This window comes from Sinomonas mesophila, assembly GCF_001999765.1.
In the GTDB taxonomy this organism is placed as follows: domain Bacteria; phylum Actinomycetota; class Actinomycetes; order Actinomycetales; family Micrococcaceae; genus Sinomonas; species Sinomonas mesophila.
The window spans coordinates 209,197-231,991 of record NZ_MTIC01000003.1 but is presented as its reverse complement, the minus strand read 5'-3'; the positions used below and the strand labels follow the sequence as shown (position 1 = coordinate 231,991).

18 protein-coding genes are annotated in these 22,795 nt (G+C 73.4%); 7 read left to right on the top strand and 11 right to left on the bottom strand.

The features are described from left to right. Nucleotides 1–62: 62 nt before the first annotated feature. A complete protein-coding gene (locus tag BV907_RS12435) occupies nucleotides 63–1,529 on the top strand; it encodes a zinc-dependent metalloprotease (protein WP_077490230.1) in 1,467 nt (488 codons plus the stop codon). Nucleotides 1,530–1,577: 48 nt separating this feature from the next. Here BV907_RS12435 and BV907_RS12430 read toward each other — a convergent pair whose 3' ends face one another. From BV907_RS12430 to nudC, 4 genes are read right to left on the bottom strand one after another with little or no spacing between them, the layout of a single operon-like run. Then, the gene (locus BV907_RS12430; protein WP_077490034.1) at nucleotides 1,578–1,775 is read right to left on the bottom strand and encodes a hypothetical protein; all 198 of its coding nucleotides are present in this window, start codon (nucleotides 1,773–1,775) and stop codon (nucleotides 1,578–1,580) included. A gap of 10 nt (nucleotides 1,776–1,785) precedes the next feature. Continuing rightward, the gene (locus tag BV907_RS12425; RefSeq protein WP_077490033.1) at nucleotides 1,786–2,406 is read right to left on the bottom strand and encodes a M48 metallopeptidase family protein; all 621 of its coding nucleotides are present in this window, start codon (nucleotides 2,404–2,406) and stop codon (nucleotides 1,786–1,788) included. Further along, the gene (locus tag BV907_RS12420; protein ID WP_077490032.1) at nucleotides 2,396–4,567 is read right to left on the bottom strand and encodes an ATP-dependent DNA helicase UvrD2; all 2,172 of its coding nucleotides are present in this window, start codon (nucleotides 4,565–4,567) and stop codon (nucleotides 2,396–2,398) included. The genes BV907_RS12425 and BV907_RS12420 overlap by 11 nt, the downstream gene beginning before the upstream one ends. After that, complete coding sequence (gene nudC, locus BV907_RS12415) at nucleotides 4,564–5,652, bottom strand: NAD(+) diphosphatase (protein ID WP_077490031.1); 1,089 nt, start codon at nucleotides 5,650–5,652, stop codon at nucleotides 4,564–4,566. Before nudC ends, BV907_RS12420 begins: the two co-directional genes overlap by 4 nt. Before the next feature lie 164 nt (nucleotides 5,653–5,816). On the opposite strand from nudC, the gene BV907_RS12410 reads away from it, so the two are divergent. Further along, nucleotides 5,817–6,962, top strand: a complete 1,146-nt coding sequence (locus tag BV907_RS12410) for a macrolide 2'-phosphotransferase (protein WP_077490229.1) — start codon at nucleotides 5,817–5,819, stop codon at nucleotides 6,960–6,962. Between the two features lie 12 nt (nucleotides 6,963–6,974). Here the strand turns inward: BV907_RS12410 and BV907_RS12405 are convergent, their stop codons facing one another. The 3 genes from BV907_RS12405 to BV907_RS12395 are packed head-to-tail and all read right to left on the bottom strand — an operon-like array spanning nucleotide 6,975 to nucleotide 14,172. Then, nucleotides 6,975–10,451, bottom strand: a complete 3,477-nt coding sequence (locus BV907_RS12405) for an ATP-dependent helicase (RefSeq protein ID WP_077490030.1) — start codon at nucleotides 10,449–10,451, stop codon at nucleotides 6,975–6,977. Continuing rightward, nucleotides 10,448–13,759: an ATP-dependent helicase gene (locus BV907_RS12400; protein ID WP_077490029.1), complete on the bottom strand. Its 3,312-nt coding sequence runs from the start codon at nucleotides 13,757–13,759 to the stop codon at nucleotides 10,448–10,450. The genes BV907_RS12405 and BV907_RS12400 overlap by 4 nt, the downstream gene beginning before the upstream one ends. Next, nucleotides 13,756–14,172, bottom strand: coding sequence for an MGMT family protein (locus BV907_RS12395; protein WP_077490028.1), 417 nt, complete (start codon nucleotides 14,170–14,172; stop codon nucleotides 13,756–13,758). The genes BV907_RS12400 and BV907_RS12395 overlap by 4 nt, the downstream gene beginning before the upstream one ends. 91 nt (nucleotides 14,173–14,263) lie before the next feature. Between BV907_RS12395 and BV907_RS12390 the strand changes: the two genes are divergently transcribed. From BV907_RS12390 to BV907_RS12375, 4 genes are all read left to right on the top strand, one after another. Next, nucleotides 14,264–14,971: a 3'-5' exonuclease gene (locus BV907_RS12390; RefSeq protein ID WP_077490027.1), complete on the top strand. Its 708-nt coding sequence runs from the start codon at nucleotides 14,264–14,266 to the stop codon at nucleotides 14,969–14,971. A 365-nt stretch (nucleotides 14,972–15,336) separates the two neighbouring features. Beyond that, nucleotides 15,337–16,287 (top strand): ABC transporter substrate-binding protein, encoded by a 951-nt coding sequence (locus tag BV907_RS19135; protein ID WP_077490026.1) that lies wholly within the window; start codon nucleotides 15,337–15,339, stop codon nucleotides 16,285–16,287. Between the two features lie 18 nt (nucleotides 16,288–16,305). Then, the gene (locus BV907_RS19130; RefSeq protein ID WP_077490025.1) at nucleotides 16,306–17,082 is read left to right on the top strand and encodes an amino acid ABC transporter permease; all 777 of its coding nucleotides are present in this window, start codon (nucleotides 16,306–16,308) and stop codon (nucleotides 17,080–17,082) included. Then, nucleotides 17,079–17,816: an amino acid ABC transporter ATP-binding protein gene (locus tag BV907_RS12375; RefSeq protein WP_077490024.1), complete on the top strand. Its 738-nt coding sequence runs from the start codon at nucleotides 17,079–17,081 to the stop codon at nucleotides 17,814–17,816. Before BV907_RS19130 ends, BV907_RS12375 begins: the two co-directional genes overlap by 4 nt. Before the next feature lie 71 nt (nucleotides 17,817–17,887). On the opposite strand, the gene BV907_RS12370 is transcribed toward BV907_RS12375, so the two are convergent. Beyond that, on the bottom strand, nucleotides 17,888–18,343 hold the full coding sequence (locus BV907_RS12370) for an Lrp/AsnC family transcriptional regulator (protein ID WP_077490023.1): 456 nt from the start codon (nucleotides 18,341–18,343) through the stop codon (nucleotides 17,888–17,890). 81 nt (nucleotides 18,344–18,424) lie between these two features. Between BV907_RS12370 and BV907_RS12365 the strand changes: the two genes are divergently transcribed. Next, nucleotides 18,425–19,117, top strand: a complete 693-nt coding sequence (locus BV907_RS12365) for a LysE family translocator (protein WP_077490022.1) — start codon at nucleotides 18,425–18,427, stop codon at nucleotides 19,115–19,117. 143 nt (nucleotides 19,118–19,260) lie between these two features. Here the strand turns inward: BV907_RS12365 and hemL are convergent, their stop codons facing one another. The 3 genes from hemL to hemB all read right to left on the bottom strand — a co-directional run bounded on the left by hemL (nucleotide 19,261) and on the right by hemB (nucleotide 22,793). Further along, complete coding sequence (gene hemL / locus BV907_RS12360) at nucleotides 19,261–20,574, bottom strand: glutamate-1-semialdehyde 2,1-aminomutase (RefSeq protein ID WP_077490021.1); 1,314 nt, start codon at nucleotides 20,572–20,574, stop codon at nucleotides 19,261–19,263. A gap of 68 nt (nucleotides 20,575–20,642) precedes the next feature. Further along, nucleotides 20,643–21,701: an LLM class flavin-dependent oxidoreductase gene (locus BV907_RS12355; RefSeq protein WP_077490020.1), complete on the bottom strand. Its 1,059-nt coding sequence runs from the start codon at nucleotides 21,699–21,701 to the stop codon at nucleotides 20,643–20,645. Nucleotides 21,702–21,812: 111 nt separating this feature from the next. After that, the gene (gene hemB / locus BV907_RS12350) at nucleotides 21,813–22,793 is read right to left on the bottom strand and encodes a porphobilinogen synthase (protein ID WP_077490019.1); all 981 of its coding nucleotides are present in this window, start codon (nucleotides 22,791–22,793) and stop codon (nucleotides 21,813–21,815) included. Between the last annotated feature and the right edge of the window lie 2 nt (nucleotides 22,794–22,795).

Below are 22,795 nucleotides of genomic sequence, written 5' to 3'. Positions count from 1 at the left end.
GTGCTGGCCCGCGGTACCGTGAGGGTGTCCCTCCCAGTCCAGACGCAGTGATCGGCGGCACCATGACCACTCCAGACAAGCCTTCGGGCCACGACGACGAGCCTCAGGACCCGCTGTCCGAGCTCTTCGGCAAGCTCATGGGGGGCCAGGGCGGCATCGATCCGACGGAGATCGCGAAGGCCGCGGGCCTGCCCAGCGACCCGGCCGTCCTGCGCCAGATGTTCGAGCAGGTCCAGTCCATGATGGCCGCCCCCGCGGGCGAGGGACCCGTGAACTGGCAGCTCGCCCACGACCACGCCCGCCGCACGGCGGCCGCGGCCAAGGACCCCTCGGTCTCCGGCACCCAGAACCGCGACGTGGACGAGGCCCTTCGCCTCGCCGAGCTCTGGCTCGACAAGGCCACCGACTTCCCCTCCACGGGCCTGATCGGCCGCGGCTGGTCGCGCGCGGAATGGATCGAGGCGACGATGGGGACATGGCGGCGACTCACGGAGCCCGTCGCCAACAGCATCGCGACGGCGCTCTCGACGGCCCTCTCGGAGCAGATGCCCGAGGAGATGAAGGGCCTGCTCGGCGGTGCCTCGAGCATGCTGACCAACATGGGCGGGGCGATCTTCGGCATGCAGCTCGGCGCGGCGATCGGGGCGCTTTCGGGCGAGGTCGTGAGCTCCTCGGACATCGGCGTGCCGCTCGTCGACCTCGAGATGGCGCTCCTGCCGGCCAACGTCGCAAAGTTCGGCGAGGGCCTCGGCCTGCCGGAGGGGGACGTCCGGCTCTACCTGGCCGTGCGCGAGGCGGCGCACGCACGCCTGTTCATGCACGTCCCGTGGCTGCGCGGCCACCTGCTCGGCACGATCGAGGACTACGCGCGCGGCATCCACATCGACGTCTCCCGCATCGAGGAGATGGCGCGGGACATCGATCCGAGCAACCCCGAGTCGATGCAGGAGGCCCTCCAGGGCGGCGTGTTCATGCCGCAGCGCACTCCGCAGCAGGACGCGGCCCTGGTCAAGCTCGAGACAGCCCTCGCGCTCGTCGAGGGCTGGGTCGACGAGCTGACCGCCGCCGCCACCGAAGGGGTGCTGCCCTCGGCGCTGGCCCTGCGCGAGGCGGTGCGCCGCCGTCGTGCGACGGGCGGGCCGGCCGAGCACGCCTTCGCCTCCCTCGTGGGCCTCGAGCTGCGGCCCCGCCGGCTGCGCGACGCCGCCGTCCTGTGGCACACCCTCGCCGAGGAACGCGGGATCACCGGCCGCGACGCCATCTGGAAGCACCCCGACCTCCTGCCCACGGCAGAGGACCTTGACGACCCGAAGGGCTTCTCCGGCCGCCGCTCCCTCGCCGAGGCCAAGGACTCCGAGGTTGACGAGGCGCTCGAGAAGCTGTTCGCGGGCGGCTTCGACATGCCGGCCGACGCAGGCCAGAAGGACCCAGGCCGGAACGACCCAGATCAGAAGGACAGCGGGCACTCCGGGGGCGGCGCGCAGCCGTCGGACGACGACGAGGGCCGGTCCCCCGGCAAGGGCGCCTAAGCTTGCGGCGCCTGGGCCGCTGAGGGCTCCGGCGTGGCGGGGGACCCTCTAGTCCAGGTCCTCGACGATCTGCCCGTACGGGATGTGCTCGTCGATGTGGGCCTGCAGGAGGTGGGGTTCGACGACGATGCGGACGCCCGCCGTCTGGTCGGCCGCCGACTGAAGCAGGACGGGGCGCACGGTGTCCACGAAGATCGGGTCGCGGCCCTCGAGGTACTTCCGGTAGCTGGCTGGGAGCTCGCTCATGGGCGAGATTCTAGACCTGCTCCTCGTCGCCGATAAGGCCCCAGCCGCCGTCGTCCGCGCCCGCATCCGCGTCCCCGACCGCGCCCCCGTCGGGCAGATCCCCGGGCCGGGTCCCGGCGAACGCCACGCCAGCGAGGAAGGCCTTGGCCTCGGCGAGCCGCGGGTACGCGTCGAGCAGGCGCCAGAACACGGGCCCGTGACCCGAGACGAGCAGGTGCGCGAGCTCGTGCAGGATCACGTAGTCGACAACCCAGGCCGGCATGCCCTGGAGCTCGTGCGAGAGCCGGATGGTGCGCTGCGACGGCGTGCAGGAGCCCCAGCGCCGGCGCTGGTTCGTGACCCACCGGATGGAGGCCGGGCGGGCGCGCCCGCCGAGGTAGGCGGAGGAGAGCTCGAGCCCGCGGGAGAGCAGCGCCGCGTCCCCGCGGGGCCCGCTGCGCCGTGCGGTGTCCTCCCTGAGGCGGGCGACCATGCGCTCGACCCAGTGCGCCTCCTGGGCCCGCGTGAAGGACGCGGGGATGGCGACGACGGCCGTCCCGCCCTCCCAGAAGGCGGACACGGTCTTCCTCCGCCGCGCCGAGCGCCGCACCTCGACCCTGGGCTTCCCCTCAGCCGCCGTGTCAGGAGCCATGGAGCAGCTCCAGGACGGCCTCGCCGTAGCGGTCCAGCTTGGCCTTGCCGACCCCAGCGACCTGCGAGAGCTCCCCGAGGCTCGAGGGCCTCGCCTCTGCGATCGCCGTCAGGGTCGCGTCCGTGAAGACGACGAACGCCGGGACGTCAGCCTCGCGCGCCTGCTCGAGCCGCCACGCGCGCAGGGCCTCGAACGTCGCCTCCTCATAGGTCGGCGGGCAGTTCGAGCACCGGCCCACCTTCCGCTCGGCGCCCGTGGCGAGGATCGTGCCGCAGACGCGGCAGGCCGTGGGGCCCTTGAGCTCACGGCGCGCGCGGCGCGCGCCGCCCTGGGCGTGCGACGCCGTCGATCCCACCGGGCGCAGCCCGTCCAGGAAGCGGGAGGGCCGGCGGTGGGCCCGCCCGCCTGGGGTCCGGGAGAGCGACCACGACAGGTGCAGGAACTCGCGGGCACGCGTGATGCCGACGTACAGGAGGCGCCGCTCCTCGTCGACCGCCACGGGCGTGTCCGCGAAGGAGATCGGCACGAGCCCCTCGCTCAGCCCCACGAGGAAGACCGCGTCCCATTCGAGGCCCTTGGCCGCATGCAGCGACGCAAGCGTCACGCCCTGGACGGCGGGCGCGTGCTGGGCGGCCGAGCGCTCCTGCAGTTCGGCGACGAAGTCGGGCAGGCCGAAGCCCTCGCCCCGGGCCGCCGAGAGCTCGTCCGCGAGCGCCACGAGGGCGGCGAGGGACTCCCAGCGCTCGCGCGTCGCGCCGCCACCGGTCGGCGCCTGCTCGGAGTAGCCCAGCGAGGAGAGGACGTCGCGCACCCGCTGGGCCAGCGGCACGCCGTCGTCCGCGTCCGCGCGCGCTGCGCCGCGCAGCTGCAGGAGGCCGTCGCGGACCTCGCGGCGGTTGAAGAAGCGCTCCCCGCCGCGGAGCTGGTAGCCGATGCCGGCCGCGCTGAGGGCCTGCTCGAAGGCCTCTGACTGGCCGTTCGTGCGGAAGAGCACGGCGATGTCCTTGGGCTCGGTGCCCGCGGCGATGAGGGCGCCGATGCGGCGGGCGACGGCGGCGGCCTCGGCCTCGTCGTCGGTGCACTCGGCGAACTCGGGCTCAGGCCCGGAGGGCCGCTGGGCGAGCAGGCGCAGGGGCTCGGCCCAGCGGGCGTCCGCCGCGGGACCGCCGCTGCGCCGCCCGGCAAGGAGTTCGTTGGCCAGCCGGACGACCTGCGGGGTCGAGCGGTAGTCGCGGACGAGGCGGACGATGGCGGCGCTCGGGTGGCGCTTGCCGAACTCGAGCAGGTGCGCGGACGTCGCGCCCGTGAAGGAGTAGATCGTCTGGCTCGCGTCGCCGACGACACACAGCTCCTCGCGCCCGCCGAGCCACAGCTCGAGGAGACGCTGCTGGAGCGGGGAGACGTCCTGGTACTCGTCGACCACGAAGTGCCGGTACTGCTCGCGGACGGTGGCGGCGACCTTGGGGTCCTCCTGCAGGATGCCCACCGTGATGAGCAGCACGTCCTCGAAGTCAATGAGGTTCCTGTCGACCTTGACGTCCTCGAAGGCCTGGAAGAGGCGCGCGACGGTCTGGGGCTGCAGACCGCCGGGCTCGCCGCGGGCCGTCGCCCCCTGCAGGTATGTCGAGGGGGTGAGCATGGACACTTTGGCCCATTCGATCTCCGAGGCGAGGTCCCGGATCGCGGCGCGGTCCACGGTGAGGCGGAGCCGGCGGGCTGCCTCGGCGATGGTCTGCGCCTTGTGCTCGAGCAGCCCCGGCACGGTTCCGCCGACGGCCTGGGGCCAGAAGTACTGCAGCTGGCGCAGCGCGGCGGCATGGAATGTGCGGGCCTGGACCCCGCCGACGCCGAGGTCTCGCAGGCGGCTGCGCATCTCGGCGGCGGCGCGGGCGGTGAACGTCACGGCGAGGAGCCGCTGCGGCGCGTAGACGCCCGTGTGCACGCCGTAGGCGATGCGGTGCGTGATGGCGCGCGTCTTGCCCGTGCCCGCGCCGGCGAGCACGCACACGGGACCGTGCAGCGTCGTCGCGACCTCGCGCTGCTCCTCGTCCAGCCCGCCGAGGAGCCGCGCCTCGAGGCTGCCCTCGGGGAAGCGGCCGGCCTCGGGGAAGGAACTGGCCTCGGAGAGGTGAGCGGCCTCCGCGGCCTCTTCCGAGTTCATCGTCCGGTCCCCGCGGGCTCGGCGATGCGTCCGCCGAACCAGTGCTCGATGAGCGCCCGGGCGATCGAGATGCTGCTCGGGAGCGTGATCTCGCCCGAGAGGACGGCGGCCTGGAGCTCCTCGCGCTCGAACCAGCGGGCGCGGACGACCTCTGCGCCGTCCGGCTCCGCCGCGACGTCCTCGGTGCGGGCGGTGAAGCCGAGCATGAGGGAGGCCGGGAAGGGCCACGGCTGGGAACCGAGGTACTGGCAGTCGGTGACGCGCACGCCCACTTCCTCGGCGATCTCCCGGACCACGGCCTGCTCGAGGGACTCACCGGGCTCGACGAAGCCGGCGAGGGTCGAGTACATGGTCGAGCGCATCTGGGCGCCCGTGCCGAGCAGGAGGCGGCCGTCGGGGCCGACGACCGTCACGATGATGGCGGGGTCCGTGCGCGGGAAGTGCTCGGAGCCGTCCTGCGGGCAGCGTCGGACCCAGCCGCTGTGCACGACCTCGGTAGGGGCGCCGCAGCGCGGGCAGCGCACGTGGCCCTCGTGCCAGTTGGCGATCGCGGTTGCCTCGATGAGGAGGGACGCCTCGACGGCGTCGAGCACAGCGCCGGCCTCGCGGAAGCCGGCCCAGCGGGCGCCGTCGGGCAGGAGCTCGGCACCCGGGACCGCGGGCTCCGGCAAGACGCCCTCCACAGGCTCGACGGGCTCCGGCAGGGCCACGAGCACGACGTCAGTCCCCGGCTCCGTGCCCTCCGCCGCCAGAGCCTCGGCGGGGTCCGCGGGCAGGCGGCCGAGGTAGACGACCAGGCCCTCGAGCCATGCGGCCGGCAGGAGGCCGGCGGGGAGCAGGGCCAGCCGCTCGCCGTCGAAGGCCGCCCGGCGCTGGGACACCAAGAGGGCCATGGTGCCCGGCCCGCGGAGGACGCCGGTCAGAAAGGACGGGTCGGCGCGCTCGGCCGACCGCCGGTCGATGGCCGCCGAGGCCACGGGCAGGAGTGTCCCAGCCAGCCGGCCCGCCGCGTCGGGGTGCGCGCTGTCGGAGTGCGCGCTGTCGGGGGCGCGCGGGGCGCTGACGGGGAGGGGGCCGGAAGTCATACCCTCTAAGGTACTGACCCCCTCCGACACCCGCACAACACGAGGCGCCCCTGTGGACAGTGGTCTGGGCGGGAGGTGGTCTGGGCGGGACAGTGGTCTGGGCCACGGCGACTCGCCGCGCGCGGGCCGTGATCGGCGGGACGGCGCGGGCTACCGTGGAGAAGGTGAGACGCACACCGTTCGAGCTGGCCGCCATCGCAACCGCCGCCGTCCCCGGACTGCAGCCCACCGCCGTCGCCCCCTCCCCCGACGACGCGACGGACTTCGACGCCGCGCTGCTCGAGACCGCGGATGGCCGCCGCTGGCGGATCCGCGCCCCGCGCGGGACGGAGGCGAGCGCCCGGCTCGAGACCGAGATGCTCGTCCTGCGCGCCTTCGAGCCGTCGGTGCGCACGGAGCTGCCGTTCCAGATGCCCGCCGTCGCGGGCACGGTCCGGCTCGCCGGGCTCACGACGTGCGTGTACACGAACCTGGCCGGGACGGTGCGGGGCCTCGACGAGCTCGCGGCCGGGTCGCCCAGGCTCGCGCAGGACATCGGGCGGGCACTCGCCGCGATCCACGCCCTCCCTCAGGGCCTCGTGGACCGCGCGGACCTGCCGGTCTACACGGCGAACGAGTTCCGCCAGCGCCGGCTCAACGAGCTCGACCAGGCCGCGACGACCGGCAAGATCCCGCCCGTCCTCCTGCGCCGGTGGGAGCAGGCCATGGAAGACGTCACGATGTGGCGCTTCCACCCGACCGTGGTCCACGGAGACCTGCACGAGGACAACCTCCTGGTCGACGACGACCGGGTCACGGCCGTGACGGGGTGGACCGACCTGCGGATCGGCGACCCCGCGGACGACATCGCGTGGCTCGTCGCCTCGAACGAGCCAGCCTTCGTCGACGCCGTCCTGGCCGCGTACCACGAGGCGCGCACGGAGCCGGTCGACCCGCAGCTCGCGCGACGCGCGGCCCTCGCCGCGGAATTCGCCCTGGCCCAGTACCTCGTCAAGGCCCTCGCCCTCGGGGACGCCGAGTCGGCCAAGGACGGCGAGGAGATGCTCGCCCAGCTGGCCGAGGACATCGAGGCGCACGACGCCGAGCGCGACTCCGCGGGGGACGGCACCGAGGAGGGGGGTGCTCCGGGTGGCGACGGCGGGCACGGCGCGGAGCCCGCCGGGGCCTCCGACAGGCCGGAGGCCGGCCCCGACACCGACTCCGACTCCGGGGAGGGCCACAGCCCGGAGCCGGCGGATGCCCCGGTGGCAGCCTGTGGCCCAGACGACGCGACGGACGCGATCCCGCTCGTGCCCCGCCATTCGACATAGCGGCGCGCTCACTCAGCCGATGGCCGCAGCGACGATCGCCTCGAGCTCGGCCTCACGTGCGAGGGCGTCCGGCCGCACGACCGTGCCGTCCGCGAGGTAGCAGAACGCGGCCCTGATCTTCTCCACCGGGACGTTGTGCAGCCTCGACCAGGCGATCCGGTACACGGCGAGCTGGACGGAGCGGGCGCGGGCGTCCCGCCCCGAGGGCGCGCGGCCGGTCTTCCAGTCCACGAGCTCCCAGCCGCCGTCGGCGTCCTGGAACACGGCGTCGATGCGGCCGCGGACCACGACCGGCCCGACGCGCGTCTCGATCGGCACCTCGACGAAGGCGGGCCGGCGGTGCGCCCACTCGGAACGCTTGAACGCGGCCACGAGGCTCGAGAGGTCGTAGGCCTCGTCGACGTGTTCGTCGGAGCTGTCGAGCCCGTCGAGGTCGAGCATCGCGCTCGTGCCGAAGTGCTCCTCGACCCACGCGTGGAAGGCCGTCCCCCGTCTGGCGGCCATGCCCGGGCGGCGGGGGACGGGCCGGCGCAGCTGCCGTACGACCGCTCCGGCGTCCTCCCCGAGCGCCACGAGCGTCGAGGCCGAGACGTGCTCGGGGAGCCGCACGTGCGAGGAGTCCTCGGTCCTGGTGCGCTCGGCGAGGAGGAGCCGGGCCTCGTGCAGCCAAGCCTCGGCCCGGGCGCTCCGCGCCTCGACCTCCCCATCCGCGGGGGCATCGGGTCCCGCCGACGCCTCCGGGCCCGTCCCCTCCTCGGCGTCGCCGGGACCGTGCAGGGTGGCGAGCACGCGGGCCGCGGCGGCCTCGACAGCGTCCCGTCTGCCCGGGGCGAGGCTGCGCCGCTGGCCGGTGGCGGCGTCCGACGGCCCCTCGAGGGGGTCGTACGGCCACACAGAGCGCTCCGCCTCGGCCCGCAGCGGGTTCTCCTCGGGCAGGTCCGTGTCCTCGCACCACTCGAGGACACCGAAGCCGTGCTCGGCGGCCGCCTCGTGGAGCTCGAGCAGGAACGGCGAGGCCTCCATCGGCCTGCTGCGCGTGCTGCTCCACCCGAAGCCGGTGGCCACGAGGAGCGACCGGGCGCGGGTGAAGGCGACGTACGCGAGCCGGCGGTCCTCGCGCTCGGAATGCTCGCTCGCATCCTCGGCGAAGAGCTTCTCGGCCTCGACCCAGCCCTTCTGGTCGGGGTGGTCCGTGTCCCACTGCGGGAGGTCTCGTGCGTCGCCGCGCAGGGGCCAGGGCAGCGCCGCCTGGCCGCTCGTCCAGCGGTCATTGCCGCCGCCCGGGAACATCCCCCGGTTGAGGCCGGCCACGGCCACGGCGTCCCACTCGAGGCCCTTCGACGCGTGCACGGTGAGCAGCTGGATCGCCCCGGGGGTGGGCTCGGAGGGCGCCATGTCCAGGCCCGACTCCTCCTCGGCGGCGGCCTCGAGCCACGCGAGGAACGCCAGCAGGTCCGAGGACTCGGACTGGGCCAGGAAGGACGCGGCGGCCTCCTGGAACGCGTCGAGGTTGCGCCGAGCCTCGTGCACCGACGTGCCCGGCCTGGCCGCGAGCTCGATGTCGAGCAGGAGCGCGCGCTCGACGTGGGAGATGACGGTCCCGAGGTCGTCGCCCGCGACGGCGCGCAGGTCGCGCAGCTCGTCCCGCAGCCGCGTGAGCCGTGCAAGCCCCTCGGGGGTCAGGGAACGCCCAGCCCCCGAGGTCCACCCTGCCCGGGGCAGCCGGTCGACCGCCTCCACGAGGCTCGCAGCCTCGGCGAGGTCGCCCTCGATGAGCGCCTCGTCGACGGTGCCCGCAGCGTCGAGGTCCTGCTCCCCGGGGCGAGCGGCCGCGGCGCGGCGGGCCGCGAGGTGGCGGGACCAGTCCGCAAGCGCCATGAGGTCCGCCGGCCCGATCCGCCACCGGGCCCCGGCCATGAGGCGCATGAGCGCGTCCGAGCGCCCAGGGTCGGCGATCACGCGCAGGGCCGAGACGACGTCGACGATCTCCGGGGTGTCCAGGAGGCCGCCGAGGCCGACGACCTCGAACGGCATCCCGCGGCGCTCGAATTCCCTCCGGATCGCGGCGAACTGGGAGCGCTTGCGGCAGAGCACCGCCATCGTCGGCCCCTCCGCGGCCCCGTCGCGGGCCAGGCGGCCGTCGAGCCGCGGCCACGCGGCGTCGAACGCCTGAAGCTGGTCCGCGACGGCGGCCGCCTCGGCACGCTCATCGCAGAACCGCCCGAGCACGACGCGCCCCTCCCCCGCCCCGGGGCGCGGCTCGAGCCGGCGGACCTCGACCCCGGCGCTGCCCGAGGCGTACGCCGGAGGGATCGCGAGCGGCCCGGCGACGGCGTTCGCCGTGGCCAGGATCGTGACGCCGTTGCGCCACGCCGTCGTCAGGTGGCTCGTCCACGCCGGAGCCCACCCCTCACCGTCCCGGCGGGGGAACGTCGCGGGGAAGCTCTCGAGCTGCCCGGCCGAGGCGCCCCGGAAGCCGTAGATCGACTGGTTCGGATCGCCCACTGCCGTGACGGCGTGCCCGCCGCCGAAGAGCGTCGAGAAGAGGACGAGCTGGGCGTGCGACGTGTCCTGGAACTCGTCGAGGAGCACGGTGCGGAACTGGCCGCGGAGGAGCTCCCCGGCCTCGGGGACGGTCGTGGCCACGCGGGCGGCGAGGGCCACGAGGTCGCCGTAGTCGAGGGCTCCCCGCGCCCGCTTGGCCTCGGCGTAGCGGGCCGCGAGGCCCGCGACGAGCGCGCGCCCGCGCAGCGTGGACAGCAGCTGCGCGGCCGCCGTGGCCGGGCCCCGCTTGCCCGCGGAGAGGGGCAGGGCCTCGAAGCGCTCGGCCTCGGTCTCGAGCCAGGCCCGGACCTCCTCGGGCTCCCGGAGGTGCTCGGCGCATTCTCCCGCGAACTGCAGGACGGCGGCGATGAGCGTGCTCTTGGCGGGGAACCCGGCCCACGTCCCGCCGTCGTACGCCTCGACCACGCGGGCGGCGAGCTGGAACGACTGGGCCGCGCCGAGCAGCACGGCGTCGCGCTCGACCCCGAGCCGCAGGCCGTGGTCCTGCACGACCGTGTTGGCGAAGGCGTGGTAGGTCGAGACCGTCGGGTCGAGGCACTCCGGATCCGCCGCGGCGGGGGCGATGCCCTCGGCCCCGCGCCGCGCGAGCCGCGCGAGGCGTGCCAGCTGGGCCCGTATGCGGGCGGACAGCTCGCCCGCGGCCTTGCGGGTGAACGTGACGCCGAGAATCTCGTCCGGGCGCACCCGGCCGTTGGCGACGAGCCAGACGACGCGGTCCGCCATCGTGGCGGTCTTGCCCGAGCCGGCCCCCGCGACGACGAGGCGCGGCTCGAGGGGGGAGCTGATGATCTCGGACTGCTGCGGCGTGGGCCGGTGCTGCCCGAGCAGGTCGGCGAGCTCCTCGGGGGTGAAGCGCGGCTCCGGCAGCCCCTCGGACCCCCCGCGCAGCCCGTCGCCGAGCCCGGCCGCCGTCGACGTGCTCATTCGGTCACCTGCCGGCCCCGGGCGCACAGCGGGCACAGCTCGGGAAGCCGGCAGCCCCCGGCGAAGCCGGCTCCGGGCTCGTGCCGTGCCTCGAACGCCGCTCCGGACATGGCCTCGGCGGCCCGCTCGACGAGGGCGACGGCCCACGCCGCGTCCTCGAGGGCCGCCTGCTGCTGCACCGTGAGCTTCTTGGTCCGCTCGCCGAGCTGGACGAGCTCTGCGCCGCCCGGGGGCGCGCCGGACGGCGACTCCGGCGTGCCCGGCGCCGCCCCCTCCGGCGCGACATCCTCGCCCTCGGCGAAGGCGCCCGCGGCGACCGCCACCTGGTAGGAGGCCAGCTGGGCGTGCTGGTCGATGTCCGCCGCCTTGGGCTTGCTCCGCCCCGTCTTGAGGTCGACGACGACGAGCCGCCTCTCGCCGTCGAGCTCGAGCCTGTCGACCTGGCCCCGCAGGACCGTCCGCGCGGCGATCTCCGCCGTCCCGACGGCGCCGAGGGGCGCCTCGAAGTCGACCTCGACGCCGAGCAGCTCGCGGCCGTTGGTGCGGACGTACTCGGCGAGCTTGTCCACCATCGAGGTGGCCCGCTCGAAGTCGAGCTCGCCCTCCCACGTGTCTGGCAGGCCGAGGCTCGGCCAGCGCCGACGCAGCTCCGCGAGATACTCGGCGGCGGTCCCGGACGGGAGATCCTGGGCGATCGAGTGCACGAGCGTCCCGAGGCTGCGGGCGAAGTCGGTCGCGGCCTCTCCCCCGGCGGCCGAGACGAACCAGTCGAGGGGATTCTTCGTGGCCGTCTCGACCTTGGACGGCGAGACGTACACCGTGCCGTCCTCCGGCACGACGGGCCCGTCGCTGCTCAGGGGCGCGAGCCCGTACCACTGGCCGGGGTGCGCCCCGGGGGCGCCAGCTTCGGCGAGCCGGGCGAGGAGCGCCGCGGCGACGGACGCGTCGGCGACGGGCGCGCCGGTATCGCCCCCGCCGGCGACGGGCGCGTCGGTATCGCCCCCGCCCGCCCGGGCGGCGCCTGCCTCGACGGCCTGCCGGAGCTCCGCGACGAGGGGCCGGAGGCCGAGCGTGCGCGGGACGTCCGTGTACCCGCGCGCGGGCTCGCCCTCGGGCGGCGGGGCCACGTAGTCCAGGAAGGGGGAGGGCACCTCGTCCTCGTTGGACGCGCCCGTGCACACGAGGCGCTCCGACGCACGCGAGATGGCCGCGGAGAAGCTGCGCAGCTCGTCATAGCGGATGTCCCGCAGGCGCGAGCGCGTGCTCACGAGAAGGGCCGAGACCACGCCGAGCTCGAGGCAGTCCGTGAACAGGGTGCTGCCGAGCAGCTCGCCGCGCAGCCGGGTGTTCGGCCACACCCCGTCCTGGAGGCCCGCCACGAACACCAGGCGCCACGAGCGGCCGGCGGCGCTGGCCGGAGTGAGGAGATCGACGGCGTCCTCCGCCTGGGCGCGCGGCGCGAGCGTGTCCATGGGCAGCTCCTGCTCCGTGAGGTAGTCGAGGAACTGGGCCGGGGAGGCGCCCGGCAGCCGGTCCACGTACCGCTCGGCGGTGTGGAAGAGCGCCATGAGCGCATCGAGGTCCCGGTCGGCACGCAGGCCCAGCGGACCCCCCGCGAGGGCAAGCTCGTACCAGCGGCGCGAGAGGCCCGCGGCCTCCCAGAGCGCCCAGAGCACGGTCTCGGCGGTCGCGCCCGGCTCGGCGGAGGCCCTGCGGCCGCGCACGAGCATCCGGGCGATGCGCCGCGCCGCCTGGGCCTCGGTGCCGAGAGCGTCGAGCGTGCCGGGAACCTCGAGGGCCTCGACGAGCAGGGCGTCGCTCGAGCGGCCGCCGCCCGAGGACAGCTCGAGCTGCCTCAGCGACTGGCGCAGCCGGCGCAGCTCGAGCGCCGAGGCGCCGCCGATCCGCGAGGACAGCAGTTCGACGGCCGTCTCCGCCGTGAGCTCGGCGGGCTCGAGCGCGACCCGGTACGCGGTGAGGAGCGGGCGGACGGCCGCCTCGTCCCGGACGGCTGTCTCCGCGACGGGGACCTTGACCGGGATGTCGCGGCCCGCGAGGTACCGCTGGATCTGCGCGAGCTTGGCGCCCGATCGCACGATCACCGCCATCTCGCCGTACTCCACGCCCCCGAGCAGCCGCGCGTCCTGGATGCGGTGGGCGAGGTAGCGCAGCTCGTGGAGCGACGAGTGGAGCACGTGCGCCTCGACCGATGGCTCCGGTTCCGGCCCGGCGCCGTCGGGCACCTCGAGGCGGCGCGCAGCCTGGCCGCCGGGCACCGCCGAGATGCGCTGGGCCACGCCCTCCCACGCCTCCGCGATGCCGGCCGGAAGCCGATGGGACGTCGTGAGGGAGAGCTCGGTCAGGCCCCCCAGCAGTTCGCGCAGGCGCGGGACGAGCTCGGGCCGCGCGCCGCGGAAGCCCTGCACGACGACGTCCGGTGCGGCGGTCGCGATCACATCGCGCCCCTCGCACAGCACCGCGAGCAGCTCGAGGACGGACGGGCTGGACTCCTGGACGTCGTCGACGCACACGAGTGCGAGGCGGGAGCGCTCCGCGGCCAGGAGGTCTGGGTCCTCGAGGAGGATCTGGCGCGCGGCCGTGATGATCCCCGCCGGGTCGAAGGCCTCGGGCATGCGCAGCTCGAGGACGTCGCGGTACTCGGCGTAGAGCTGGGCCGCCGCGGCCCACTCCGGCCGGCCGGCGCGGTGCCCGAGCTCGGCGAGCTCGTCTGCCGTCGTGCCGTACTCGGTGATGCGGTCGAAGAGCACGCGCACCTCGTGGCGGAACCCCCGCGTCGGGAGCGCTGCCTCGAAACCGTCGGGCCAGCCCGGGCCGGTCCCGGCCGCGCGGTGGCCCTCGAGGAGTTCCTTGACGATGAGGTCCTGCTCCGCGCCAGAAAGCAGGCGCGGGGAGCGCGGGAGCCAGTCGAGGCGGCCCTCGGTGCGGGCGCGCCGGATGAGGTCGAACGCGTAGGAGGACCATGTGCGGGCCGGCGGCGCGCTGAGGCTGCGGTCGAGCCGGGCCGTGAACGCGTCGCGCAGCCGCGCCGAGGCGGCGCGGGCGGGCGCGAGCAGGAGCACCCCAGCCGGGTCGACGCCGTCGCGCTCCACCCGCGCCGCCGCCGCCTCGACGAGCACGCTGCTCTTCCCCGTGCCCGGGCCGCCCCAGACGAGGACGGGGCCCGAGCCGCGTGGGAGGGCCAGGACCCTGGCCTGGTCGAGGGACGGCGTCCAGGACCTGCCGGCGGACCGAGGTTCGGGGGCGAGGAGGCGCAGCTGTGGAGTCGGGGCTGTGGCTGTCGCGGTCATGGGTCCATTCCACTGCCGGGCTCCGACAGTTCTCGTCCGGGCCCCTCGGGGCCGTGCAGTCTGCGGTCCAGAGCCTCGGTGATCGCCTCGACGGCCTCGAGCTCCTCGTCACTCGGCGTCCAGCGCGCCTGCGGCATGTCGACGCGCCACCCGCCGTGCTGGTCGCGGCGCAGCGGCGTCCCCTCGTCGACGTAGTGCCCGAGGGCGGGCGCCTCGTGCCCCTCGGGCGCGCCCCCCGAGGCCTTGAGGATCCGCCACCAGGCCGTCTGGCCCCCATGGCGCGACATGACGGCCCCGACCTGGCGCGGGCCGCCGGCGCCGAGGAGCTCTGCGACGTCGCCGTAGGCGAGCACGCTGCCGGCGGGCACGAGGTCGACGACGGCCAGGACCGCCTCGACGTACTCCTCCCGCATCCCCCCAGCCTACGGCGTGGGTCGGCGGAATCCGGTCGCGGCGGGCGTGGCCGCGCCGGAAGTGTCGGTCCGCCCCGATAGCGTGAAGGCCATGAGCTGGCACACGCAGGCCCGGGCGGCCTTCGACCTCGAGACCACCGGACGCAACTCCCGCGCGGCGCGGATCGTGACGGCGAGCATCGTCGTGCTCGGCGCGGACGGGACGGTGGACTCCGAGCACGAGTGGCTGGCCGATCCCGGCGTCGAGATCCCGGCCGAGGCTGCAGAGGTGCACGGCATCACGACCGAGAAGGCCAGGACCGAGGGCCGGCCGGCGCGCGAGGTCGTGGCCGAGGTCGCGGCGACGCTCCAGGGCCTGTTCGACGCCGGGACGCCCGTCGTGGCGTTCAACGCCGCCTATGACTTCACGGTCATGGCGGCAGAATGCGCGCGTCATGGGCTCCCTCAGCTCACGAGGTTCCCGGTGCTGGACCCGTACGTGATCAACAAGCAGGTCGAGAAGTACCGGCGCGGCAAGCGGACCCTCGGCGCCCTGTGCGAGCAGTACGGCGTGATCCTCACCGAAGCCCACAGCTCGGCCGCGGACGCGCTCGCCGCGGCGCAGCTGCTCGATGCGATGGCCTCGAGCTTCCCCGAACTGCACAAGCCGGCCGCGCACCTGCACCGCAGCCAGGTGGACTGGTCGTCCGCGCAGGCCGCGGACTTCCAGGCCTACCTGCGAAAGACCAAGCCCGCAGCCGTCGTCGAGGGCGACTGGCCCGTTCTCGCGCCGCAGGAAGCGAGCCGCGGCGGGTTCTGAGGGGAGGGGCACGGGCGGGACGATGCTGCGCTGCCCCTACTGCGGGTCACGAATCTGACGGCGGCTCGCGAATCTGAGATGGAACTCACAGCTCGACATGGCGCCGCACGCCGAAGGAATCTGCACAGAGCCTTCGACCGGTTCCGCGGCGGACGGTTCATGCGGGGTGGCATGCCCCCAAAAATCGAAGATCCTTCGATGAAACCCCACGTGTGGCGGAATCCGTTCGCAGGAAGGCCCTCGACTGCCCGCCCCACCATAATGGAGTTCATCCCCCGTGTGCAGAGTGTGACGCGCTGTCGTGCGCCCACACCCCGCACGACGAGCGCGAGACCCGCGCGCGGAACGTAAGGAAAGAGACCTCGATGAAGCTCAAGGCCCTCAAGTGGCTCAGCACCGTCCCGGCGGCCGCCGTCCTGGCGATCTCGCTGGCCGCATGCGGCGGCGCTGGCGCGCCCTCCTCGACCCCGACGGACGCCCTCAAGGGCAGCGACCAGCAGACGCTGGACAAGTACACGACCGAGGGCGTCACGCCCATCGGCGAGGTCGACACGTCCAAGCTCGGCCTTCTCACGCCCGGCACCATTAAGGTCGGCACGCTCTCCGACGCGCCGCCGAACATCTTCATCGACAACAGCGGCAACTTCACCGGCTACGACAATGAGCTCCTCAAAGCCATGGCGGCCAAGCTGGGGCTCAAGGTCGAGTTCGTGTCCACGAAGTTCCAGGGCCTCCTGGCCCAGGTCAAGACCAAGCAGTTCGACATGGGCTCCTCGTCGATCTCGACCACCGACGCCCGCCGCGAGACGGTCGCCTTCACGAACGGCTACGACTTCGGCTACATGGCCATCGTGACCAAGGAGGACGCGAAGGTGAAGTCCTTCGACGACCTCACGGACGGCGTCCGCATCGGCGTGGTCCAGGGCACGGTCCAGGACGACTTCGTCACGAACACGCTGAAGCTCGAGCCGGTCCGCTTCCCGGACTACAACACCGTCTACGCCAACGTGAAGAGCGGCCAGGTCGACGTCTGGGTCGCCCCGTCGCAGCAGGCCGAGGGCCAGGTCAAGGCCGGCGATGGCACGACCATCGCGCAGAAGAAGGTCAACACGCAGAACTTCACGGCGTGGGCCGTCGCCAAGGAGAACCTGCCCCTCACGGACGCGCTCAACTCCGCCCTCGACGCCGTGATCGCCGACGGCACGTGGGCCCAGCTCACGGCGCAGTGGTACCCGGACCGCCCGACCCTCAAGGAGCAGACACCCGAGGGGTGGAAGCCGGGCAGCAAGGCCGTCAGCGTCGCCGAGGCCAAGTAGCCCAACGGAAGGCGCCACATGGATTACCTGACCAACCTCGGCGAGACGTTCTTCGACTGGAAGATCATCGGCGACGTCCTCCCGAGCATGTTCGCCGTCGGCCTGCCGAACACGCTGGTGCTCGCGATCTCCTCCGGGATCATCGGCACGATGCTCGGCATGCTGCTCGCCCTCATGGGCATCTCGAGGAATCCAGTGGCGCGGTGGATCGCCCGGGGGTACACGGACATCTTCCGTGGGCTCCCGGCGATCCTCACCATCCTCGCGATCAGCCTGGGGTTCGGCCCTGTCCTGCGCGAGTTCACTGGCATCACGAGCCCCTACCCCATGGGCGTGGCCGCGCTCTCGCTCATCTCGTCCGCCTACATCGGCGAGATCTTCCGTTCCGGCATCCAGAGTGTCGACAAGGGCCAGCTCGAGGCCGCACGCGCGCTCGGCTTCGGCTACGGCCCCTCCATGCGCATGGTCGTCGTGCCGCAGGGCGTCCGGCGCGTCCTGCCCGCGCTCATGAACCAGTTCATTGCGCTCATCAAGGACTCATCGCTCGTGTTCACGATCGGCGTCACCTCCCGTGAGCGCGAGCTGTTCCAGATCGGGCAGGACACGGCGGCCAACACGGGCAACCTCTCCCCCTACGTCGCGGCCGCCATCTTCTACCTCGCGCTGACCATCCCGCTCACGCACCTCGTGAACTGGATCGACGCTCGCCTGCGCACCGGCCGCGCCCAGGACCGGGCCGAGAAGATCGAACCGGACGAGGCCGCGGCCGTCGTCGGGAAGGGAGCCCACGGATGAGCCAGTTCTCCTCGGGATCACTCGAAGCGAAGGGGATCCACCTCGCCTTCGGCAGCAACCGCGTCCTGCGCGGCATCGACCTGAACGTCCCCGCTGGCACTACGGCATCGGTCATCGGCCCCTCGGGTTCCGGCAAGTCGACGCTCCTGCGCGTCATGAACCGGCTCATCGAGCCCGACGCCGGCGACATCCTCCTCGACGGCACGTCCGTCCTCAAGGAGAACCCGGACATCCTCCGCCGCCGGATCGGGATGGTCTTCCAGCAGTTCAACCTCTTCCCGCACAAGAGTGTCGGCGAGAATATCGCCTTTGCCCTCCGCAAGCTGCGCAAGCTCCCGAAGGACCAGGCGCGCGCGGAGGCCCTGGAGCAGCTCGACCTCGTCGGGCTCAGGCACAAGGCCGACGTGCGCCCCTCGACCCTCTCGGGCGGGCAGCAGCAGCGCGTCGCGATCGCCCGGGCGCTGGCCATGAAGCCCGAGGTCATGTTCTTCGACGAGGCGACCTCGGCGCTCGACCCCGAGCTCGTCAAGGGCGTCCTGGCCCTCATGACGGACTTGGCCCAGGGCGGCATGACGATGGTCGTCGTGACCCACGAGATGGGCTTCTCCAGGAACGTCTCGGACACCGTCACGTTCATGGACGCCGGCGTCGTGGTCGAGTCCGGCCCGCCGGGGCAGATCTTCGACGCGCCGCAGACCGACCGGCTGCAGCGCTTCCTCAGCGACGTGCTCTAGGATCCCCGGACGCACGACGGCGGGGTCCCCACCCGGGTGGGGACCCCGCCGTCGTCGTCTCCGCACCGCCGCTAGACCGGGAGCCCGCCGCTGCCCTTGAGGTCGCGCATGACGATGGTCGAGGTGAGCTTGGCGACCCCGGGCAGCGCCGCAAGGTGCTCGTCGTAGAGGCGCTGGTACGCGGGCAGGTCGGCGGCGACGCAGCGCAGGAGGTAGTCGGGGTCGCCGAACAGCCGGTAGGCCTCGACGATCTGCGGCTGGGCCACGACCGCGTCCTCGAAGGCCCGGATCGTCTCCTGAGACGTCTCGCGGAGGGTCGTGAAGACCATCGCCCCGAAGCCGAGGCCGACTTGGGCCGGGTCCACCTCCGCGCGGTAGCCGCGGATGACTCCGCTCGACTCGAGGTCCTTGAGCCGGCGATGGCACGGGGCGACCGTGAGGCCCACCTCGGCGGCGAGGGCCGTCGCCGTCATCCGCCCATCCGACTGGAGGGCGCGCAAAATACTTCTGTCGATTCGGTCGATCACGATAAGAAACTATCCCGAAGGTGCTCCCCGTGGGCCAGAAGCGGCGAGCACATTTCTCGACGAAATCCCTAGTCTTGCGCCATGGAACTCTCGGCACTGCTGGGCTTCGCCGCCGTCGCCCTCGCCCTCACCCTCACGCCCGGCGCCGACTGGGCCTACACGATCGCCGCGGGGCTGCGGCCGGGGTCCACTGTGCCATCGGTGGCGGGGCTCTGCTCGGGCTATATCCTCCATACGGCGCTCGTCGCAGCCGGGCTCGGTGTCATGCTCGCGGGCCGGCCCGACGTCGTCGCGTGGCTCTCGCTCGCCGGGGCGCTCTACCTCCTCTGGCTCGGGTGCACGACGGCGCGCGGCTGGCGGGCCGCCGGGTTCGCAGGCGCCGCCGCACGCGAGGACGCGGCCCTGCCGTCTGGCGGGGCGCTGAGCAGCGCCGTCGGGCGTCAGGGCGGGGCCGTGCGCGACTACCTGCGCGGCGTCGCGACGAGCGGGATCAATCCCAAGGCGCTCCTGCTCTTCGTGGCGGTCATGCCGCAGTTCATCGTCCAGGGGTCGGAGGTCCCGGTCGCAGCCCAGACGGCCGCGATGGGGGCCACGCACATCCTGCTCACGGTGGTGGTCTACAGCCTCGTGGCCGTCGCCGCGCGGCGCATCCTCCGGGCACGGCCGCGCGCGGCGCGCGTCGTCACGCTCGCGAGCGGCGTGATCATGATCGGGATCGGGGCCGTCCTGCTCGCGGAGCAGGCGGCGGGGCTCCTCGGAGGGCTCACCGCATAGGAAAGTGACCCCGCATCGCAGGAAGGTGACCCCGCATCGCAGGAAGGTGACCCCGCAACGATTCCCGATGCGGGGTCACCTCTCAACGATGCGGGGTCACCTCTCAACGATGAGGGGTCACCCGTCCGCACGGCAGGCGCCGCTCAGGCCCCCGGGAGGGCCGACGCCGCGGCCTTGGCCGCCGCCGGCAGGGCGTCGACGATGCGGCCGATCGCGGCGTCGTCGTGCGCGGCGGAGAGGAACCAGGCCTCGAAGACGCTCGGCGGCAGGTACACGCCGCTCTCGAGCATCGAGTGGAAGAACGGCCCGTAGCGGAACGCCTCCTGGGCCTGGGCGTCGGCGTAGTCGTTCACGCCGCGCGCCGAGGTGCCGAAGGCGACTGAGAACAGGTTCCCCGCGCGCTGGATGGTGTGGTCGACGCCCTCGGCGTCGAGAGCGGCGGCGAGGGCGCCGGAGAGCTCGAGCGAGCGCGCGTCGATGTGCGCGTACACGTCGTCGGTCGCGAGCGTGAGCGTCGCGACGCCCGCGGCCATGGCCACGGGGTTCCCCGAGAGCGTCCCGGCCTGGTACACGGGGCCGAGCGGGGCGAGGTGGTCCATTACCTCGGCGCGGCCGCCGAGCGCCGCGACGGGCATCCCGCCGCCGATGACCTTCCCGAACGTGAACAGGTCCGGCGCCCAGCCCTCGCGCTGGCCCGTGAGGCCCCAGTAGCCGGCAGGGCCCGTGCGGAAGCCCGTGAGGACCTCGTCCATGATGAACAGCGCGCCGTGCTCCGCGGTAATGCGGCGGAGCCCCTCGTTGAAGCCCTCGCCCGGGGTCACGACGCCCATGTTGGCTGGCGCCGCCTCGGTGATGACGGCCGCGATGCGGGACCCGTGCTCGGCGAACGCCTTCTCGACGGCGCCGAGGTCGTTGTAGGGCAGGACGAGCGTCTCGGCGGCCGTCGCGGCGGTGACGCCCGCGGAGCCGGGCAGGGCGAGGGTCGCGACGCCCGAGCCGGCGGAGGCGAGGAGCCCGTCGACGTGCCCGTGGTAGCAGCCCGCGAACTTCACGACGAGGTCGCGGCCGGTGAACCCGCGAGCGAGGCGGATCGCCGTCATCGTCGCCTCGGTGCCCGTGGACACCATGCGAAGGCGCTCGACGGCGGGGACGCGCCCGATCACGAGCTCGGCCAGGGCCGCCTCGTCCGGGGTCGACGCGCCGAAGGACAGGCCCCGGTCCACCGCGGCGTGGACGGCGTCGAGGACCTCGGGGACGGCGTGCCCCAGGAGCGCCGGGCCCCACGAGCACACGAGGTCCACGTAATCGCGGCCGTCGGCGTCCGTGACGTACGCGCCCTTGGCGGAGACGAGGAAGCGGGGCGTGCCGCCCACCGAGCCGAAGGCGCGCACGGGCGAGTTCACCCCTCCCGGCATGAGCGAGCGGGCACGGGCGAAGAGGTCCTCGGAGGTGGTCATGCCCCCATTCTTCCATCCGGCGCGAGGTGCGCCCGGCACGGGAACACGGACGACGGCGGGCACTCGCCTCAGGCGAGCATGTCCGCCACGAGCGGGGCGACCCTCGTGCCGAAGAGCTCGATGCTCTTCATCATGGCGTCGTGCGGGAGCGTGCCGCTGGAGTACTTGAGGTCGAAGCGCTCGGTGCCGAGGGCGCGGTGCGTGTCCGCGATCTTGCGCGCGACCGTCTCGGGCGAGCCGACGTACAGCGCGCCCGTGCGCGAGGCCTGGGCGTTGAACTCCGTGCGGCTGCCGGGTCCCCAGCCGCGCTCGGCGCCGATGCGGTTGCGCATCGCGAGCCAGTGCGGGAAGAGCTCCTCGCGGGCCTGCTCATCGGTCTCGGCGATGTGGCCGGGCGAGTGGGTCGCGAGCATCGTGTAGGGCTTGCCGGACTTCTCGAGGGAGCGCTTGTAGAGCTCGACGAACGGCGCGAAGCGCGCCGGCTCGCCGCCGATGATCGCGAAGGCGACCGGATAGCCGTAGTTCGCGGCCCGGACGACCGACTGCGGCGTGCCGCCCACGCCGATCCACGTGTCGAGGAGCCCGTCCTCAAGATGCGGGTAGGCCGTGAGCCCGTGGATCGGGCCGCGCGTGCGGCCCTCCCAGTGCACGGGCTTCTGCGAGCGGACGCGGTCGAAGAGCTCGAGCTTGTCCTCGAAGAGGAGCTCGTAGTCGTCAAGGTCGAGGCCGAAGAGCGGGAAGGACTCGATGAACGAGCCACGGCCCAGGATGACCTCGGCACGGCCGGCGGAGACGGCGTCGAGGGTCGAGAAGCGCTGGAAGACGCGGACGGGGTCGTCCGAGGAGAGGACGGTGACGGCGGAGGCAAGCCTGATGCCCTCGGTCCGCGACGCGATCGCGGCGAGGACGACCTCGGGGGCCGAGACGGCGAAGTCCTTGCGATGGTGCTCGCCCACGCCGAACGCGTGCAGGCCGACCTGGTCGGCGAGGACCGCCTCGTCCACGAGGTCGCGGATCACCTGGGCATGCGGTTTGGGCTCGCCGCGGGCGTCGAGGCCGACGTCGCCGAAGGTGTTGAGGCCGAGCAGGACGGGGGGCGCGGACGCGGCGCCGGCTTCTCGATGCATATGCATTCAAACCCGCGGCCGGCCCGGATCATTCCCTCCCCAACGCCGCATCGAAACACGCCGTGATGACTGCACCATGACAGCGTGTTGTGATGCGGCGTTGCGAAGGGTTCAGGCCTCGTGGAGCCAGCGGGCGATCTCGGGCGCCCAATAGGTCAGCACCGAGTTGGCCCCGGCGCGGCGGATGCCGAGCACGGACTCGAGGATCGAGGCCTTCCGGTCGATCCAGCCATTGGCTGCGGCGGCCTCGATCATCGCGTACTCCCCCGAAATCTGGTAGGCGGCCACGGGCACGGGGCTCATCGCGGCGACGTCAGCGAGGATGTCGAGGTAGCTCATGGCCGGCTTGACCATGACCATGTCCGCACCCTCCTCGAGGTCCAGCTCGACCTCGAGGATCGCCTCGCGCCGGTTGGCGGGGTCCATCTGGTAGGTCCGGCGGTCGCCGGTCAGCTGCGAGTCGACGGCCTCGCGGAAGGGCCCGTAGAACGCGGAGGCGTACTTCGCGGCATACGCCAGCACGGCGACGTCTTGGTGCCCCGCGGCATCCAGCGCGTCGCGGATGACGGCGACCTGGCCGTCCATCATGCCGCTTGGCCCGAGCACGTGCGCGCCTGCCTCGGCCTGCGCGACGGCCATCTGGCCGTAGACCTCGAGCGTCGCGTCGTTGTCCACCCGGCCCTGGGCGTCGAGCACGCCGCAGTGCCCGTGGTCGGTGAACTCGTCGAGGCACACGTCGCTCATGACGACGAGCGAGTCCCCGACCTCGTCGCGCACGGCCCGGATCGCGGCGTTGAGCACGCCGTCCGGGTCGAGCGAGGCCGAGCCCTCGGCGTCGCGCTCCTCGGGCACGCCGAAGAGCATGATGCCGCCGAGGCCGAGCTCCGCCGCCTCGGCCGCGGCCCGCTTGAGCGTGTCGGTCGTGTGCTGCACGACGCCGGGCATGGACTGCAGCGGCGCGGGGTCGGCGAGGCCCTCCCGGATGAACGCGGGCAGGATGAGTTCGGCCGGGTGAAGCCGGGTCTCGGCGACGAGCCGCCGCATCACGGGGGTCTGGCGGAGCCGGCGGGGACGGTGGCGGGGGAAGCTCATAG